A 17,098-nucleotide genomic window follows, 5' to 3' on the forward strand; every position below is an offset into this window, starting at 1 on the left:
TACCTCATCAATGAACGGGGTTGGAATTGTTCAGCCAGGCGAGCAGGGCCTGGTGGAATTTTGCCGGTTCTTCCATTTGCGGCGCGTGGCCCATGCCGGGGAATTCGACCAGCGTCGAGTGAGGAATCAGTTTCGCCACCTGTTTGCCGAGTACGTCGTAGTGACCGATTTTCGCTTTGACCTCGGGGGAGGCGATGTCCTTGTTGATGGCCGTGGAATCAGCAGTGCCGATCAGCAACAGCGTCGGCACCTTCAGGTCCTTGAATTCGTAGTACACCGGCTGGGTGAAGATCATGTCGTAAATCAGTGCCGAGTTCCACGCCACCCGGGTTTTGCCCGGGCCTTTGGCCATGCCCGCGTACATGTCTACCCAGCGGTCGAATTCGGGTTTCCAGCGGCCGTCGTAATAAGTGTTGCGCTGATAGTCGTGAATGCCTTGCGCCGTTACCTTGAGCTCACGCTCGTACCATTGATCCACCGTGCGATAGGGCACGCCGAGGGCTTTCCAGTCCTCCAGACCGATTGGGTTGACCATCGCCAGTTGTTCGACCTGCTCGGGATATTGCAGCGCATAGCGGGTGGCGAGCATGCCGCCCGTGGAGTGCCCGAGCAGGCTGGCTTTCTGGATGCCGAGGGCTTTGAGCAGTTGTTGGGTGTTGGCCGCCAGTTGCTGGAAGCTGTACTGATAATTGTCCGGTTTGCTGGAGGTGCAGAAACCGATCTGGTCCGGCGCGATGACCCGGTAACCGGCGTCGCTCAAGGCCTTGATCGACGTGTCCCAGGTTGCGCCGCAGAAATTCTTGCCATGCATCAGCACGATGCTGCGCCCGTTGGCCTTGCCGTGCGCGGCGACGTCCATGTAGCCCATTTGCAGGGACTGGCCCTGGGATTCAAAGGCGAAGTGCTTGAGCGTATAGGGGTATTCGAAGCCTTGCAGTTCGGGGCCATATTCCGGGCCTTCGGCCGCGATGGCCGGCAGTGCGGCGGTCAGCAGCAGGCTCGGAAGCCAGCGGGAGCGTGCGAGGGGCATGGGGAACTCCAGAGGAAATCGGCGATGCTGGATCGGCATGATTAGGGCGGCATTAAGCACAGGCAATCGCGGCGGGTGATGGTTCAACCGATCCAGCCCAGAGTCGCCAGGGCCAGCACGCCGTAACGGGCGCCTTTGGCGAGCGTCACGATCAGCAGGAAGCGCCCCAGCGGTTCGCGCATGACGCCGGCGACCAGCGTCAGGGGATCACCGATGACAGGCACCCAACTCAACAGCAACGACCAATGACCGTAGCGCTGATAATGAATGCGGGCCTTGTCCAGATGGCGTGGGCTGACCGGAAACCAGCGCCGCTCGCGAAACCGCTCGATACCGCGACCCAACCACCAGTTCAGCAGCGAGCCGAGCACGTTGCCCAGCGTGGCAATTGCCAGCAGCGACCAGAGCCAGTACTGCTCGCTGAGCAGCAGCCCCACCAGGACCGCTTCGGACTGCAACGGCAGCAGGGTCGCCGCACCGAATGCGGCGAAAAACAGCCCGATGTACGCCGCAGACATCAATGGGCGGCGGGGTAGTCCGCCACCACCACGTCAGCGCCGTCCTTTTTCAGGCCGATCACCTGATAGGCGTCGCTCATGCCGTCCATTTCCATGCCGGGCGAACCCATCGGCATGCCGGGCGCGGCCACGCCCAATAGATCGTCACGCTTGGTCAAGGCCAGCACCTGATCGGCCGGGACATGGCCTTCGACGAATTTGCCATTGATCAAACCGGTGTGGCAGGACGCCAGACGTGGCGGCACGCCGTGCTGTTGCTTGAATTCGCTCATGTTGGCTTCGACGTGATCCTCGACCTTGAAGCCATTGGCCTCCAGGTGGCTGATCCACTTTTTGCAGCAGCCGCAGTTGGCGTCGCGGTGGACCTCGATGGGGATGAGGTCGGCGGCCTGGGCCAGGGACGAAATGAACAGGGCGCTCAGGGCGACCAGACGCAGATGGGTTCGCATGGAGGGATCTCGACTCGGATGGCGGTCAAAAAAGAGGCATTTTGACTACTTTAGCCGGTTAAGAGCGACGAGATTGTTTCGAATTAATGCTGGGGTTGTGGGGGATTCTGGGTTGCACGGGGTTTGGTTGGTGTACATATCCATTGGTTTGGTGATGGCGGATATGGGTTTCGCCCTTACGGCGAGTCACTTTCGAAAAGCGCGAAAGTAACCAAAGCGCTTTTGCCCCTTTCGTTCGGTGCCTCGCTGTGACTCGGCATGCCCTCGCTCCGGTCCTGCTCCGTGGGCCCGCCGCGATCGGCCATCCCTGGCCGTGCGCGGCTAACCCGGCATCCATGCCGGGTTGCCCACTGCGCAGAACCTGCGCTCGGCCTCTCGAGGGGGCGTGCACCTCAAGATCAAAAGCGGAAGGCGAGCTAACGCTCGGCCTGATGAGTGGTGAAGATCAAAAGCAAACGCCAATCCTTGTAGGAGCCGGCTTGCTGGCGATGGCGGTGGGTCATCCAGCATATTTGTTGACTGGACGGATGCCATCGTCGGAACGCCGCCCGCAGCAAGCCGGCTCCTACAGTTGATCGTATTTATCCAAACGCATTTGCATTTCCCTTGTAGGAGCCAGCTTGCTGGCGATAGCAGTGGGGCATCCAGCATATTGGTTGACTGGACGGATGCCATCGCCGGCAAGCCGGCTCCTACAGTTGATCGTATTTATCCAAACGTATGTGCATTTCCCTTGTAGGAGCCAGCTTGCTGGCGATGGACGTCAACGATAACGCGTGCTGTCTGAATGAACGCGTTGTCCGGTCGTTTTTCGCGGGCAAGCCTCGCTCCTACAGGGAATCGCGTTTGCTTTTGCTTCTCACCACTCATCAGGTCGAGCGTTAGCTCGCCTTCCGCTTTTGATCTGAGCGCCCCCTCGAGAGGCCGAGTGCAGGTTCTGCGTAGTGGGTAACCCGGCATGGATGCCGGGTTAGCCGCCCCCGGCCATGGATGGCCGATGGCGGCGGGCCCACGGAGCAGGACCGGAGCGAGGGCATGCCGAGCCTTAGCGAGGCACCGAACGAAAGGGGCAAGAGCCCTTGGTTACTTGGGGCTCTTCCAAGTGACTCGCCGTAAGGGCGAAACCCATATCAGCCATCACCAAAACAATGGATATGCACACAAAAGCCTTACAGCCAATCAGCGGACTTTGAACCGTCCCATGATCGCGCTGACGCGTGAGTTGGCTTCCAGCAACTGCCGGGTATTGAGCTCACTGGCCTGACCGCTTTTCACCAGTTCATCCACCATGTGGCGGATCTGCACCATGCTGCGGTTGATCTCCTCCGTCACCGCACTTTGCTGTTCGGCGGCCGTGGCGATCTGAGTGCTGAGGCTGTTGATATGGCTGACGGAACCGGCCATTTCGTCCAGCCCGGTGTTGACCCGCGCCGTGGCATCGGCCGCTGACTGGCAGCTGGCCTGGGTGTTTTCCATGGCGCTGACCGACGAACTGACGCCTTGGGTCAGGCGCGTGAGCATCTCGTTGATTTCCGAGGTGCTGGCCTGGGTGCGGGCGGCGAGGGCGCGGACTTCGTCGGCCACCACCGCAAAACCGCGACCTTGCTCACCGGCACGTGCCGCTTCAATGGCCGCGTTAAGGGCCAGCAGGTTGGTCTGGCCGGCGATGGCGCCGATCACCCCGAGGATTTCGGTGATGCGCTGGGCGTCTTGCTGCATGCTTTCGACTTTATGGGTGGCGCTGGCCACTTCGTCGATCAACGCAATCACACTGCTGGACGCTTCACCCACCACGACCCGCGAACGGTCGGCGTTTTCGTTGGCGCGTTGAGTGAAAGCGGCGGTTTCAGCTGCGTTCTGCGCCACGCTTTCGGCGGTCGAGCTCATTTCGGTTATGGCGGTGACGGTCTGATCGGTTTCCGAAGCGTGGCGCACCAGAATCTGGCTGGTATGCGCAGAGGTGCGTTGCAGGTTGTCGAGGCTGGAGGCCATGGCGCCTGTGGCCTGGGTGACTTCGCCGATCATGTTTTGCAGGTAAGCGATGAACGCGTTGACCGAGTGGCCAATGGCGCCCAGCTCGTCTTCGGCACGAATGGTGATGCGTTTGGTCAGGTCGGCGTCACCGGCGGACAGCGCGTCGATATTGGCCTTCAGGGCTTTCATGCGCTGGATCAGTTGGCGGATCGCATAGATTTGCAACAGCACCAGCAGGATCACCATCGGGATTTGCAGCAGGCTCAGCGTGCTGAGCACGTCGTCGCGCTGGGCGGTGATCATCTTGGTCGGCAGGGCGGTGGCGAGGAACCACGGCGTGCCTTCGATAGGGCGCATGAAGAAGGTGCTGGCCTCGCCCTTGTTGTCGAACTCGACGCGCTGCGCCTGATCACGGTTTTGCAAGCCGGCCTTCACTTGGCTGGCGAAAGGTGAGTTGCCGGCCAGTTCGCTGATGTTCTTCAGTACGATCGGTCCGCTGATGCGCGAGCTGTTGCTGATGATCTTGCCGTCGGCCTCGACGATGAGCATTTCGGCACCGAGGTCTTTTTCCTTGCGCGCCACCAGGTCGTTGAAGAAGCCCAGGGTCACGTCGATGGTCGAGACGCCGTAGGCAGCGCCGTTTTTCTGGATCGCCATGGCGCAGTTGGTGCGCGGCTCGGCGCTGGCGTCATCTTTATAGGCCGCTGCCCAGGCGCATTGCCCGCGCGGGGTTTGCATGCCGCCCTTGTACCAGCTCTGGTCGTAATAGTTAGGCGCGGCGTCGCTGTTCCAGAAGGTATTGACCGCCAGTTTGCCCGAGGCATCGCGATGCCAGAACGTGCTGAACTTGTTGCGTCCTGCTTCACGCTGGCCGGGCAGGGGCCAGATACCGCCACCGAAGACTTTCAGTTCGCCGTACTGATCGACCAGGCCCGGCAGGACCGTGTCGATGGCGGCGCTGTCGAGCAGGGGGATGGTCTGGGTGATGCTGCGCTGTTGCGCCTGAACCTTACTCAGTTCGCCCTGGATTTGTTCGGCGACTTCGGCGATGCGATTGAGCGCGACTTGTTCTTCGGTGTGGCGCAGCTTTGGCGCGACCAGTTGGCTGATGCCAACCACGGTGAGAATGGACAGCAGCAGAATGAACAGGACCAGAAACAGCGTGTAGCGAGCCTGAATAGTGCGGAATGCGGGCATGGGGCCGGGTCCTTTTGAGCAGCGATCTTATTGTGGGTATCGGTATGAAACTGGACGCTTCAAAGGGCTATCGGCTGGCTCAAGTTGAGCTTTAGGTACGATCGTACAAGAACGGAGGGAGGTGACGGACGGCGGGATTGCGCCGGCCCGTTCAGGCAATTGAACGGGCCGGACGCAGGTTAACGGTCGAGCAACTTCAGGATTTCTTCCGGGTAACGCAAGCCGGCGGTGGCATTCGCCGGGAAGATCGCTTCCAGCGCGTGCAACTCTTCGCGGCCAAGTTTGATTTCCAGCGCTGCCACGTTTTCTTCCAGGTATTTACGCTGTTTGGTCCCGGGGATCGGGATCACGTAATCACCCTGGGCCAGCACCCACGCCAACGCGAGTTGACCCGCCGTCACGCCTTTTTCCGCCGCCAGGTCCTGCACTTGCCGCACCAGCAGCAGGTTTTTCGCGAAGTTGTCACCCTGAAAACGCGGGCTGAACCGACGGTAGTCGTCCGCCGCAAAATCGTCCGGGCTTTTCAGTGCGCCCGTCAGAAAGCCCCGACCCAGCGGGCTGTAAGGGACAAAGGCAATGCCCAGTCGCTGGCACGCGGCCAGGCAGCCGTTGTCTTCCTGATCCCGGCTCCATAACGAATACTCGCTTTGCAGCGCGCTGATCGGATGAACCTGGTGCGCCCGCTCCAGCGTTGTGGCCGAGGCTTCGCTCAAGCCCAGGTAACGCACCTTGCCGGCCTTGACCAGTTCGGCCATGGCGCCGACGGTTTCCTCGATGGCCACTTGCGGGTCGATGCGGTGCTGGTAGTACAAGTCGAGGGTTTCGACGCCGAGCCGCTTGAGGGTGCCATCGATAGAGGCGCGTATGTATTCCGGGCGTCCGTCGACCCCTCGGGCGGTCGGGTTCGCCGGATCGCGGACGATGCCGAACTTGCTCGCCAGGAACACTTGATCACGCTTGCCGGCGATGGCTTTGCCGATCAGTTCTTCGTTGGTGTGCGGGCCGTACATGTCGGCGGTGTCGAGCAGGTTGATGCCCAGCTCCAGCGCGCGATGCAGGGTGGCCGTGGCTTCCCGGGTGTCCGTGCCGGTGGTGTAGAAATCGGTCATGCCCATGCAGCCCAGACCGATCGCGCTGACCTGCGGACCGTTTTTACCCAATTGACGTGTTTGCATGAAATCAGCTCCCTGTGAATGTGGATCCCATTGTTAACCTCGACAGAATCCAGATAAACCAGCTAAAACTGCTATCACTATTAGTAATTTCTAAATAATCAGCCGGTACGACTGCACAATGGATCGATTCAACGCCATGCGCGTATTCACCCGGATCGTCGAGCTGGGAGGCTTTGCCAAAGCGGCAGACAGCCTGCAATTGCCCCGCGCCTCGGTGACCATTCTGATCAAACAGCTGGAGGCGCATCTGGGCGTGCAGTTGCTGCAACGCACCACGCGGCAGATCAGCCTGACGCTCGACGGCGCGGCCTACTACCCGCGTTGCGTGCGTTTGCTGGCGGATCTGGAGGAAACCGAAGCGGTGTTCTCCGCCGCGCGTCACAACCCCAAGGGTTTGTTGCGCGTGGACATGCCCGCAGGGGTGGGGCGCCTGATCGTGATCCCGGCCTTGCCGCAGTTCACGGCCCGTTATCCCTTGATCGAGCTGGAAATCGGTTTGAATGACCGGCCGGTGGACCTGATTCGCGAGGGCGTCGATTGCGTGCTCCGGGGCGGCTCGTCACTGGACGACTCTCTAGTGGCGCGGCCGCTGGTCATGCTGGATCAGGTCACCTGCGCCAGCCCCGGTTATCTGCAACGCCACGGGACGCCGCAGTGCCTGGCCGATCTGGAGGGGCATGAAATGGTGGAGTACGTTTCCAGTCACAGCGGCAAACGTTTCGGGCTGGAGTTTGTGGTCGATGGCCAGATACAACCGATCAATCTGTCCAAACATGTGGCGGTCAACAGTGCCGACGGTTATCTGGCGGCGTGTGAGGCGGGGTATGGATTGGTCCAGACCCCGTACTATCACGTAGCCAGGCAATTGAAGGAGGGCAATCTGGTCGAGGTGCTGAGGGAGGTGCCGCCACCGGGGATGCCGTTGGCGGCGCTCTATCCTCCTCACCGTCAGCTGTCGCGGCGGGTACGGGTGTTTGTCGACTGGATGGTTGAGCTTTGCGCGCAGCCGGGAAATGGCTTTGTCAAAGAGCATTCAGGCCGCTGAAAAATCCTAACGGTGTTGGTAGTAACCCGGTCCGCCACGGCCGTCGTAATGGTGGCCGCCGTGCCATCCGCCGTGGGGGAAAATAATGCAGCCGCTCAGGGAAAGTATGGCCAGCAGGGGAATCAGCAGTGTGATTCGACGGAACATTTCAAAATCCTCATGGTTATCGCCGCTATGCAGCCAAAAGGCTTCATCGGCTGTAACATGAGACCCCGTTTGCAGCGCCCCATCCCCGGAAAACGGTAGTGGCTTGGCATGCATTCGGATACAAACCCGATACATTTTCAGGTTCGCCTTACGTTTTAGCTTTTTGTTTAAGGAAAAGGGCAATGACCCAGTCGCAACGTTTGAAATACTCGATTCTGATCTCCCTGGTGGTGCTGGGAATCATGTTTGGCCTTTCGTATTTGCAGAATGCCGGGGTCATCAGCGAAAAACTGTTCCAGTACATCGCTATTGGCGTGGCGGTGATCGTGGTGGTGATCAATGGCGTGATGCGTCGCAAGGTCAAGCCCTGAGCGACGCACCACGGGCAGGTTATTCGCCGTGCAATGCGGCGAACGCCTGCGGGTGCAAGCTGTAGCTTTTGTCCGGGTTCAGGGTGATCACGCCTTCGCTGCACAAGCGTTTCAACACTTCGCGCACACTGAGAAAGGACAGCGGAATATCCAGGTCCAGCAGGTGACTGTGGACGCCGCGCACACCCAGACTGCGATCGCTTTCGGCGGCGGTCAGCAAGGCGTCGATGACTTTCAGGCGGATCAGGCTGGTGCGCAGGCCGAAGCTCTTGAGCAGTACCCGGATCCGTTCGTTGCTGTGTCGTTCAGTACGCGGATTGAACAGGCCCGAGCCCATGGAAGTGCCCATTGGCGCAGCGCTACCGTCCGTTGGCAGTTGCGAGTTGTACATGCAATATCTCCTTTTCAGAGCCTGAACCGGAAAGATGTGTTGGGTGCTCTTACTCAATAAGACGTACGAGCCACCCAAATCATGAAGGATCAGATGTAGAAATTTTGTTGCCATCACGTCAGAAGCTTGTAAACCCCCGCAGAAACGCCCTCCGGCGGCCTAAATTTTTGTCATGGATTTCGTTCCTGTAGGAGCGAGGCTTGCCCGCGAAGAGGGGGGATCAGTCAACACTTATGTTGGCCAGGACTCCTTCTTCGCGGGCAAGCCTCGCTCCTACAAGGGCTATTTGCGTGCATTTGGATCAGGAGCGAGTGTGATTATTACCAGGCAGTTAACCCGATTGAGCCTTGCCGCCGTGTTGGTGGGCTTGAGTCTTGCGGCACACGCGCGCAGCCAGCCGGATGCTTCGGCGACGGCCGATATCCGCCGGACCAGCTTCGGCGTGCCGCATATTCGTGCCGACAACGAACGTGGCCTCGGCTACGGCATCGGCTACGCGTACGCGCAGGACAATCTGTGCCTGCTGGCCAATGAGATCACCACGGTGAACGGCGAGCGTTCACGTTATTTCGGCCCGGAGCAGTTCACGGTCGAGGAGCGCGAAAATCAGGTCAGCGACGTGTTTTTCAACTGGTTGAATACGCCGCAAGCGGTCGCTGCGTTCTGGCAGGCGCAGACGCCGGAAGTCCGCGACCTCGTTGAAGGATATGTGGCCGGTTACAACCGCTCGCTGGCGGAACGTCGCGCTCAAGGTTTGCCGCAGCAATGCCAGGGCGAATGGGTGCGGGACATCACCGCGCAGGACCTGGTCAAGTTGACGCGGCGCCTGTTGGTCGAAGGCGGCGTCGGGCAGTTTGCCGAAGCGCTGGCCGGTGCCACGCCACCCAAAGCGGTCGCGCAGAATACGCAGGCCTCGGCGCAGTTCCAGCTAGCCACTGCGCGCATTCAACGCTTCGCGCTGGATCGCGGCAGCAACGCAGTCGCGGTGGGCAGTGAACGCTCCTTCAATGGCCGTGGCATGTTGTTGGCCAATCCGCATTTTCCGTGGGTCGGCGGGATGCGCTTCTATCAGATGCACCTGACCATCCCCGGTAAACTTGATGTGATGGGCGCCGCGCTGCCCGGTTTGCCGATGATCAACATCGGCTTCAATCAACACCTGGCCTGGACCCACACCGTGGACTCGTCCAAGCATTTCACCCTGTATCGCCTGCAACTCGATCCGAAGGACTCGACCCGCTATTTGCTCGACGGCAAGTCGCTGCCGATGAAGCAGCAGACCGTGACCGTGAAGGTGAAACAGCCTGACGGGCAGACCCGGACGGTCTCTCGCGTGATCTACAGCTCGCAATTCGGCCCGATCGTGCAATGGCCGGGAAAACTGGACTGGGATAACCAGTTCGCCTACAGCCTGCGCGATGCCAACCTCGATAACGACCGGGTGTTGCAGCAGTGGTACGCGATGAATCGTGCGGTCAGCCTCAAGGAATTGCAGGCATCGGTTCACAAGATCCAGGGCATCCCGTGGGTCAACACCCTGGCGGCGGACGATCAGGGGCAGACGCTGTACATGAACCTGTCGGTGGTGCCGAACGTCAGTGTCGACAAACTGGCCGCGTGCAGCGATCCACGGGCCGGGTTGCAGATGATCGTGCTCGACGGTTCCAACAGCGCCTGTGCCTGGGACATCGACCCGGCGGCGGCGCAAAAAGGCATTTATGCCTCGGACACATTACCGCAGCTGTTGCGCAAGGACTTTGTGCAGCACTCCAACGATTCGGCGTGGATGGCCAACCCGGCACAACCGCTCACCGGTTTCTCGCCACTGATCAGCCAGGACAGCCAGCCGTTGGGCCTGCGCTCACGTTTTGCCCTGGATCGCCTGGCCACACTGAACAAGACTGGCCCGATTGCCGCGACCGATCTGCAACAGATGGTGATGGACGATCAGGTGTACCAGGCGACTCAAGTGATGCCTGATTTGTTGAAATTCTGCGCTGAAGACCTGGGTGCCGATGCGCCGACGCTCACACCGCTGTGTGCCAGTCTGAAGGCCTGGGACCGCAGCGCGAATCTGGACAGCGGCGTGGGGTTTGTACATTTTCAGAATGTCATGGATGCGCTGCAGGAAGCGCCCGATGTCTGGCGTGTGGTGTTTGATCCGAAAGACCCGCAACACACGCCTCGCGGCCTGGCGGTCGAGCGGGCGGAAGTTGCCAAGGCTGTGCGCGAGGCGATGCTGGCGTCGGTGGAATCGGTCAACACATCGGGGCTCAAGACGGACAGCCGCTGGGGCGATATCCAGGTGGTCAGCAGCGGTGGCCAGCAGACGCCGATTCACGGCGGACCGGGCACCCTGGGCGTGTATAACGCGATTCAGAGCGTGCCGAGAACCGACGGCAAACGCGAAGTGGTCAGTGGCACCAGCTATTTGCAAGTGGTGACGTTCGACGACAAGGGACCGCAGGCCAAAGGGCTGTTGGCGTTTTCGTTGTCCAGCGACCCGGCCTCAAAGCACGCCAATGACCAGACGTTGGCCTTCTCGAAGAAACAGTTGAGTGTGTTGCCGTTCACCGAACAGCAGATCACTTCGGACCCGCAATACCAGGCACAGACAATTCGCGAGCAGGATGAAAAAGCCGCGAAGGTGGCCAAACAGTAAATCGAACAGTGTTTGCGTTCAGAAAGAAGGCCGCACCCCGCAAGGGTTGCGGCCTTCAGCTTTTAGGCGGTTGCTGCGGCATGGAGTTGAGAACCGGATTGCCGTCCTTGTTGCGGGTCAGGTAGACCGGCAATACCTTGGGCAGCGTCGCCACAAGGCTGTTGAGTTCCTTGATGTTGTAGATGCCACCGAGGCGGATTGAGCCGGTGCTGCTGTCGGCGACCATCACCGGGGTGTTCAGGTAGCGATTGATCAATGGCAGGGCTTCGGACAACGCCAGGTTATCGAGCACCAGTTTGCCGTGACGCCAGGCCAGCGAGCTGTCGTTGGCGTAGGTCTGGCTGATTTGCGGCGTGAAGTCGCCGTGTTTGTAGCGCGCCTGCATCGATGGCTCAAGCCGCAGGCCATCACCTGGCAGGTCATTGTTGCTACTGACCAGAACCGAACCTTCGATCAGGTTGACGCGCACCTGATCCTCGTACATCCAGACATTGAACTGGGTGCCGGTGACCCGGATTCTGCCTTCCGCCGCCCGAACGATAAACGGGTGGTTTGCGTCGTGGCTGACTCTGAAGAAAGCTTCGCCTTTTTCCAGGCTGACGCGACGCTGATCCTTGTAATTGCTGTAAGTCAGCTCGGTGCCAAGGTTCAGTTCGACCTGGCTGCCATCGCTCAATGTGACCTGGCGGACCGTATTGCTGGCTTCGAAATGCTGGTACGAGTTGGGAATCCAGCCCAGGCTCCACCCGCTAAAAGCCGCCAGCGGCAACGCCAGGGCACACACGGCGGCAGCGATGCCGAACGTGCGCCAAGGCGTTGTGGGTTGGAGGCGAGCGACGGGCATGACGGCTTCGGGACGAGGCAAATCTCCCGCGACATCCCAAATCTCCAGCATGGCCTCGTACTCGAACGCATGCAGTGGATCAGCGTCAAGCCACTGTTCGAATGCTTGCCGTTCCTCAGCCGTGCAGTCGGTGGCGTGCAAACGCATGCACCAGTGCGCAGCGGCATCGGTGATGGCGTCATATTGGGCTTGCGAGAGAGGGGTGTCGGTCATTGACTCATCCTGATTTCCTGCATTCTAACCTTGAGGGCAGTCTGCGAGAACAGCCGTCATGGCATTTACCCATCAAACGGCTGTTTATTTTCTGGACTCAAGGTGTATTGACGTGTAACTCGCGGCCGAGATGACTGATTAACCAGGCCACGCTGTCGGCATTTCCAAGTTGTACCGCCAGCCGGGTCAGTGAGTTCCTTTTGAAGGTCTCGCGAGCACCGCTCAGGTTTTCTGCACCGGTCAACGTCAAAAGTTGGGCTTTTACCCGGTCAGTGTTTTCATAAGTCGTACTTCCCGGGTCTTCCCACACGCCGGTGTCGGCATCCTGGGTCATGAACAATTGTGTGTAAGGTGTCTTGATCGACAGTGCGGTGTCCTGAGCATCGGTCAATGCATTCTTGAGATCAGTGGCGGTCGCGCTGGCCGTGCCGATCAGGTCGGTGAAAGGTCTGCCAGGGTCAAGGTAGGAAATGTCCTCGGTATTACAAACAAGGTGTGAAAGCTCATGCAGGAGCGTTATCGCCCGGGCATGCGTGTGGATCGGGAAGGCCGTGTCGGTAAGATATTGGCGGTAATGCTCGAAACCGGGATCGAAGAATTTTTCTGCCAGATAGATTTTCTTCTCGGTGTCATTCGGGATGGTGAGGCCGAATGTACTGTCGGCGCCAGCGTTTACCCGGCCGACGACAAAACGATCGGACCTGGCCTTTCTGAGCGTAGGGTCCAACAACGCGGTAAACATGTCGCCCACGACTTTTTCCAGTTTCTCGACATGCTCCGGCAACACCTCAGGCACTTCAATGAAACGCTTGATGAGTTGATGCACGGGGGTGTCCGTGTCGTTGGTGTTCTTCAGCAACTGCAGGTTTCGAAAGCTGTTCCAGGCATAGCTCGTTGCCTGGTCAAGCGCCTGGTCGATCTGCCGAGCCTTGTGCGGGTAAAAACGTCGTATCTGTCGCATTCCATGGGCGTCGATGTTCATGCCCTCCCAAGCCGCTGCCAGAGTATCCAGCCGACGGAGAAGGCCGAACTGCGGCTTCGGTGCATCCCGGTCGAGCACCCATTGTTTCGATTCGTTTTGCCGTAGGTAAGGGCCAAGCGCCTTTGAGTCGGCAATACGCCAGTGGGTGCCGCGTTTGGTCACCGGAAACACTTTGCCTTCCACCGGCCCGTAAAGTTGTTTGGTCGTCGGGTGCGCGTAGAGCCCGGGCGTTGAGTCGGGCTTGAGCGAATCCAGGTCGATGTGGAGGCTTTCATGACGCTTCAAGCCTGTGCGCTCGGGGGCGGTCACCTTGATGTCCTGCCATTTGCAGCGGGCATCGGTTTTTTCCGGTGGCGGTTCGGCTGGCGTGGAAGTCGGCGGTGCGTGAGTGTCCAGCGATTGGCGCAACGAAGCGAGTTGAGCAATGCCGCTGATGAATTCTCTGAGGGCCGCACCCCATTTGTGCGTTTGCAGGTCTTCGGCGGATTGTTTGATGTCAAGGTAGCTGTGGTACACCGTGACGGGGTAGGCGAGCTTGCCCATGAAAAATGAATACGCCTCGTGCAGGTCCTCGCCCAGAACATGTTTGATGGTTGCCCATGCACTCTGCTTTTGGTTATCGGACTGACAACCGAGCAACCGGCCCAACAACGCGGCATTTTCATGGAACAAGTGCCCGAACAGGTGCCCCTTGATCGGGTTGGACGCCAGCTTGACGTCGGCATCGGTATTGTCCGTTGCCACAGGTGCGGCTCTTGTAGCCCGGTTGCTGCGCGTTGCCATTCGGGTTTCGAGCAAGATCCGCTCAGGTTGCGGCAGGTTCATGAGCACCCAGTCGAGCAGTGCGCCACGCGTCTTCAGTTCTGCCAGCAGCTGGGTTTCGCTTTGGTATTCCTTGATCCCGTGCCGTGGACTGTGAGGGGCGACAAGCACCTGCGGCGCCGTGCTATCGGCCGATGAGCCGATCAGGTAGACGCCTGGCACTTTGACGGTTTGTCCGATCCTGACACCGAGGAACTCCAGGGGCCGGATGATCGCGTGGGCGCCATCGACGGCTGCACGGGCGATGGTGTCTGGCATGTCCATGACCTGGCGGATCAGATCGAACCCGGTTTCGCTCAGGCGTTCCTGCAGTTTTTCCGTGTGAGCGTGGTGCATCAGTTGCCAGGGCAGTTGCGTGTAAAAACGCTGCCGGCGATCCGCGTTCGCCACGGTGTCGGCAAGGGCCGCGCTGAGTATTTTCTGCTGATGTTCACCCGGTTTCAGGTTGCGTATCAGGTCTTTGATGTAGCGTTCGTCCATGCCCTCCGGAATGACCGTGGTGTCCAGCGACGTCAGTTTGAGCAAGACGGTGTCCAGGTCCTTGAGGTGAGCCAGCGCAAAATCGGTCAGGGTCTGTTTGCTGGACGCGGACCAGGGGCTGGCGCTGATCTCGACCTGGACCTTGTCCGGATCAATGTTGAACGTGTCGGCCTTGAGTTGTTTTTCCAGTTCATGGTGGGCGGTGCGCTGCAATGAGCGGATGCCGGTTAGGTAGTCCTGATCGTCTTTGACGTTGTGCAGATATTGCTGAAGCAATTCGCCATGCAGGATCAAGTCTTTGATCGGCGCCTTGGCCAGCCAGGCCGGCAGTTTTTGCTGGGTGATCAGGGACTGGGCAATGTCGCTCGCGCGACTTAGCCCGGTCATCGGCTCACGCAGGGCCACCAGGTTCAGCAGACTGGCCAGCGGCGCGGGGGAGAGCGGGGTGGTCAGCGCGCGGGTAATGGAGCTCTGGTCCAGATCAACAAAGGGCCTTTGCACATTGTCGAGAAAATGCCCATGGACCTGTTGCAGCGGCGCCAGTGTGTAGGCCCTGTCTGGCAATCGCTCGCTACGGCCAAGATTTTCCAGAAGCATGGAACGATGATTCTTGTCTTTAAGGCGTCGTTCGAGCTCTTCCTTTAGCGGCGTCAGTGCCTTGAAGGCTTCAAATCCCAGTGCCGGCGTCCACAGAATGGCCTTGCCCGAGTGCAGCGGATCCAGGCCGCCCCGTTCAGTCAGGACAAAACAGCTGGCCAGTTTCAGTGGGGTTGCCGCGGTGCCGGCCTTCAAAGCCAGGGAAAAGACCTCCGGTAAAAAGCCGTTCAATGCCGCTCGGTCCGCGCTTGTAGGCGTATCGAGCACGGTTTTGATGATCGCCTGTTCCGCCGCACCCAGGGTGCGTGAGACGGCGCGAAGCTTCAATTCACTGCGCAGTGCCGTTGACAGTGTGTGGGTAAAACTCGATTTCAAACCTGCCAATGATGAACTGACGAGGCTTTACGCCGCGGCGAACGTGCGGGTTGTTGTGGGAATGACCGGGTGGTTTTCAAGGACTTGATCAAGCGCCTGTTCGACCGAGCTCAGCAGCGACAGCTCCTGTTTGGCCGACTCGGCGCGCACGGTGGCCGGCCGCGCATTCACGCCATGGTCCGGTCGAGTGCTCCAGCGTCCCACGGCTTCAGGCAGCAGCAAGCGGGGATCGATCAATGCCCGGACGTCCAGGGCATTGTCGAGCAAGGCGTGAGGGTCCAGCGTGCCTTCGCTTTCACGGTAACGGCTCAAGGCATGGCTGAGGTTTTGCCGTTGTTTATCAATGATGTCAGTCATCACGCTTGCAAACACCGGGCCGACGATGGGTTCACCGACGATCACCCGATCGTTCAGTACCAGTCCAAGAAACGTGCAGCGTTCGTTCAATGACATGAACTTGAGCAGCGTGTCTTCATGCTCTGCGCTGTTGAGCATTTGCAGGGCGATTTTTTTCACTGCTGGCAGGTTGCTTGTGGCCTCGATGCCGCGGGACGGGCTGTACAGGAAACCCAGCGTGTTCGCGCCGCCGATCATCAAGGTCGAGGCAAGCTCTGCGAATTGTTTGAAGGGGGCGGTGAACCGCACTTTTTCGATGCGAAGGGGATCGACCGTGGCCGGGGGGAGGCTGACATTCATCAGTCGCAGGTATTGCTCTGTCGTCAAAGTGCCCTGCTGGTGCTGGTTTAACAACCTTGCGTGAAAAGTGTCTTGCAGGCCCTCGGTGAAAAAAGCCCGGCGCGACAAGCCATTGCTCATGAGCGAGTCCCAGAAGGTCTCGAGCAGGCTGTGCAGGTGAGGCGTAAAACCTTGCGCGATTTTTTTTACCGCGCTTTCCCAGGTCTGGTTGTCGGCATTGCTGCCGGTGGCGTGCTCGGGATGGGTAAACACCCTGGAGGCCCCCGTCGGCCACTGATTCGTCAGGTAAAAATGCAGGAGGGCCTCGCTCAGTGACATCGTTGCAATCCCATGGGGCGTTCCACGTTGATCAAACGCAGAACCCGTACTGACAAAACTGTTCAGCCGCGTCAGACGCTGGTCCAGTTTGGGGAATGGCTTGGACAACGCGTGCTTGAGGACCTCGTCCAGCATTGATTGCAAGGTGGGCATCTTGACCAACTCGTCCGCCATCGCCTTGAGGTTTTGTTCCTGCTGTTGCTTGAGCGTGAGTTCCTGGTCTTCGAATACCGTGCCTTCGATTTCCTGAGTGGAAATATCGAGTGCAGCGGCGGCGGCCAAGGGCAGGCGTTGTTCGATGGAGTGGAAGCGCAACAGCTCACTTTTTTCAGTGGCCTGCGCCAACCATTCTTTGAGTTTGCTTATGAGGTCGGCCATGCCCGCGAATTTGACCAGGCCTTTGCACGGTGTGAAGAGCGTGACCGCGCCATTATTGGGCCGGCTCATGGCAAAGGCACCGGCCAATGGAATGCCGGCCTTTGCGGGCAAAGACAGCAGCAGTTGGAAGGCCTGCATCGGTTTTTCATGGGCTTTGCGGGCTGCCTGGGTCGGCTTGTAAACCGTGTTCAGCCAGTCCAGATCGTCCAGGGTAAAGCCCAGCGCGGTTTCCCGTTCGCCGGGTTGCCCGGCAGTGGATGCAGACAGGGCTTCGTCAAAAAAATACGGCAGTGCAGGTGTCGTCATGATATTTCCTCGATGGACTGCGGCGGTGTTCAGCGCAGATCGTTGGGTCGAGGGGCAACAATAGGGGGCGGGAAAAGGCGGGGTGCGGTACATATTGCTTGCGCGAGAGACTTGACAGGAAGCCGGTA

The 17,098-nt window shown here is 59.4% G+C and carries 11 protein-coding genes and 1 pseudogene; 3 read left to right on the forward strand and 9 right to left on the reverse strand.

Annotation, left to right across the window (positions count from 1 at the left end; genetic code table 11):
* Window positions 1-7: 7 nt before the first annotated feature.
* The 5 genes from IB246_RS02560 to IB246_RS02580 all read right to left on the reverse strand — a co-directional run bounded on the left by IB246_RS02560 (window position 8) and on the right by IB246_RS02580 (window position 6,343).
* Complete coding sequence (locus IB246_RS02560) at window positions 8-1,030, reverse strand: alpha/beta fold hydrolase (protein WP_192229989.1); 1,023 nt, start codon at window positions 1,028-1,030, stop codon at window positions 8-10.
* Window positions 1,031-1,113: 83 nt separating this feature from the next.
* On the reverse strand, window positions 1,114-1,548 hold the full coding sequence (locus tag IB246_RS02565; protein WP_008036831.1) for a YqaA family protein: 435 nt from the start codon (window positions 1,546-1,548) through the stop codon (window positions 1,114-1,116).
* A complete protein-coding gene (locus tag IB246_RS02570) occupies window positions 1,548-1,997 on the reverse strand; it encodes a DUF411 domain-containing protein (RefSeq protein WP_008036830.1) in 450 nt (149 codons plus the stop codon). Before IB246_RS02570 ends, IB246_RS02565 begins: the two co-directional genes overlap by 1 nt.
* Window positions 1,998-3,176: 1,179 nt before the next feature.
* Window positions 3,177-5,168 (reverse strand): methyl-accepting chemotaxis protein, encoded by a 1,992-nt coding sequence (locus IB246_RS02575; protein ID WP_008043689.1) that lies wholly within the window; start codon window positions 5,166-5,168, stop codon window positions 3,177-3,179.
* 179 nt (window positions 5,169-5,347) lie between these two features.
* Window positions 5,348-6,343: an aldo/keto reductase gene (locus tag IB246_RS02580; RefSeq protein WP_008043688.1), complete on the reverse strand. Its 996-nt coding sequence runs from the start codon at window positions 6,341-6,343 to the stop codon at window positions 5,348-5,350.
* Window positions 6,344-6,461: 118 nt separating this feature from the next.
* Here IB246_RS02580 and IB246_RS02585 point away from each other — a divergent pair, with 118 nt between their 5' ends.
* Window positions 6,462-7,388: a LysR family transcriptional regulator gene (locus tag IB246_RS02585; RefSeq protein ID WP_008043687.1), complete on the forward strand. Its 927-nt coding sequence runs from the start codon at window positions 6,462-6,464 to the stop codon at window positions 7,386-7,388.
* Between the two features lie 6 nt (window positions 7,389-7,394).
* On the opposite strand, the gene IB246_RS02590 is transcribed toward IB246_RS02585, so the two are convergent.
* Window positions 7,395-7,535: a hypothetical protein gene (locus tag IB246_RS02590; protein ID WP_008024803.1), complete on the reverse strand. Its 141-nt coding sequence runs from the start codon at window positions 7,533-7,535 to the stop codon at window positions 7,395-7,397.
* Window positions 7,536-7,717: 182 nt separating this feature from the next.
* Between IB246_RS02590 and IB246_RS02595 the strand changes: the two genes are divergently transcribed.
* Window positions 7,718-7,906: a hypothetical protein gene (locus tag IB246_RS02595; protein ID WP_008024801.1), complete on the forward strand. Its 189-nt coding sequence runs from the start codon at window positions 7,718-7,720 to the stop codon at window positions 7,904-7,906.
* 19 nt (window positions 7,907-7,925) lie between these two features.
* On the opposite strand, the gene IB246_RS02600 is transcribed toward IB246_RS02595, so the two are convergent.
* Window positions 7,926-8,297: a hypothetical protein gene (locus IB246_RS02600; RefSeq protein WP_008043684.1), complete on the reverse strand. Its 372-nt coding sequence runs from the start codon at window positions 8,295-8,297 to the stop codon at window positions 7,926-7,928.
* 313 nt (window positions 8,298-8,610) lie between these two features.
* On the opposite strand from IB246_RS02600, the gene IB246_RS02605 reads away from it, so the two are divergent.
* Window positions 8,611-10,959, forward strand: coding sequence for an acylase (locus IB246_RS02605; RefSeq protein WP_032832310.1), 2,349 nt, complete (start codon window positions 8,611-8,613; stop codon window positions 10,957-10,959).
* 55 nt (window positions 10,960-11,014) lie between these two features.
* Here the strand turns inward: IB246_RS02605 and IB246_RS02610 are convergent, their stop codons facing one another.
* Window positions 11,015-12,016 carry a FecR family protein gene (locus tag IB246_RS02610; RefSeq protein ID WP_008036649.1) on the reverse strand — a complete coding sequence of 334 codons (1,002 nt, stop codon included), beginning with the start codon at window positions 12,014-12,016 and terminating at the stop codon, window positions 11,015-11,017.
* Window positions 12,017-12,113: 97 nt separating this feature from the next.
* Window positions 12,114-16,970: pseudogene (locus IB246_RS02615) on the reverse strand (dermonecrotic toxin domain-containing protein).
* Window positions 16,971-17,098: the final 128 nt, after the last annotated feature.

Source organism: Pseudomonas sp. PDM01 (genome assembly GCF_014852325.1).
In the GTDB taxonomy this organism is placed as follows: domain Bacteria; phylum Pseudomonadota; class Gammaproteobacteria; order Pseudomonadales; family Pseudomonadaceae; genus Aquipseudomonas; species Aquipseudomonas migulae.

Coding starts and splice junctions, on each gene's coding strand:
- IB246_RS02560 (WP_192229989.1), bottom strand. CDS start 1,030: ATGCCCCTCGCACGCTCCCGCTGGCTTCCGAGCCTGCTGCTGACCGCC.
- IB246_RS02565 (WP_008036831.1), bottom strand. CDS start 1,548: ATGTCTGCGGCGTACATCGGGCTGTTTTTCGCCGCATTCGGTGCGGCG.
- IB246_RS02570 (WP_008036830.1), bottom strand. CDS start 1,997: ATGCGAACCCATCTGCGTCTGGTCGCCCTGAGCGCCCTGTTCATTTCG.
- IB246_RS02575 (WP_008043689.1), bottom strand. CDS start 5,168: ATGCCCGCATTCCGCACTATTCAGGCTCGCTACACGCTGTTTCTGGTC.
- IB246_RS02580 (WP_008043688.1), bottom strand. CDS start 6,343: ATGCAAACACGTCAATTGGGTAAAAACGGTCCGCAGGTCAGCGCGATC.
- IB246_RS02585 (WP_008043687.1), top strand. CDS start 6,462: ATGGATCGATTCAACGCCATGCGCGTATTCACCCGGATCGTCGAGCTG.
- IB246_RS02590 (WP_008024803.1), bottom strand. CDS start 7,535: ATGTTCCGTCGAATCACACTGCTGATTCCCCTGCTGGCCATACTTTCC.
- IB246_RS02595 (WP_008024801.1), top strand. CDS start 7,718: ATGACCCAGTCGCAACGTTTGAAATACTCGATTCTGATCTCCCTGGTG.
- IB246_RS02600 (WP_008043684.1), bottom strand. CDS start 8,297: ATGTACAACTCGCAACTGCCAACGGACGGTAGCGCTGCGCCAATGGGC.
- IB246_RS02610 (WP_008036649.1), bottom strand. CDS start 12,016: ATGACCGACACCCCTCTCTCGCAAGCCCAATATGACGCCATCACCGAT.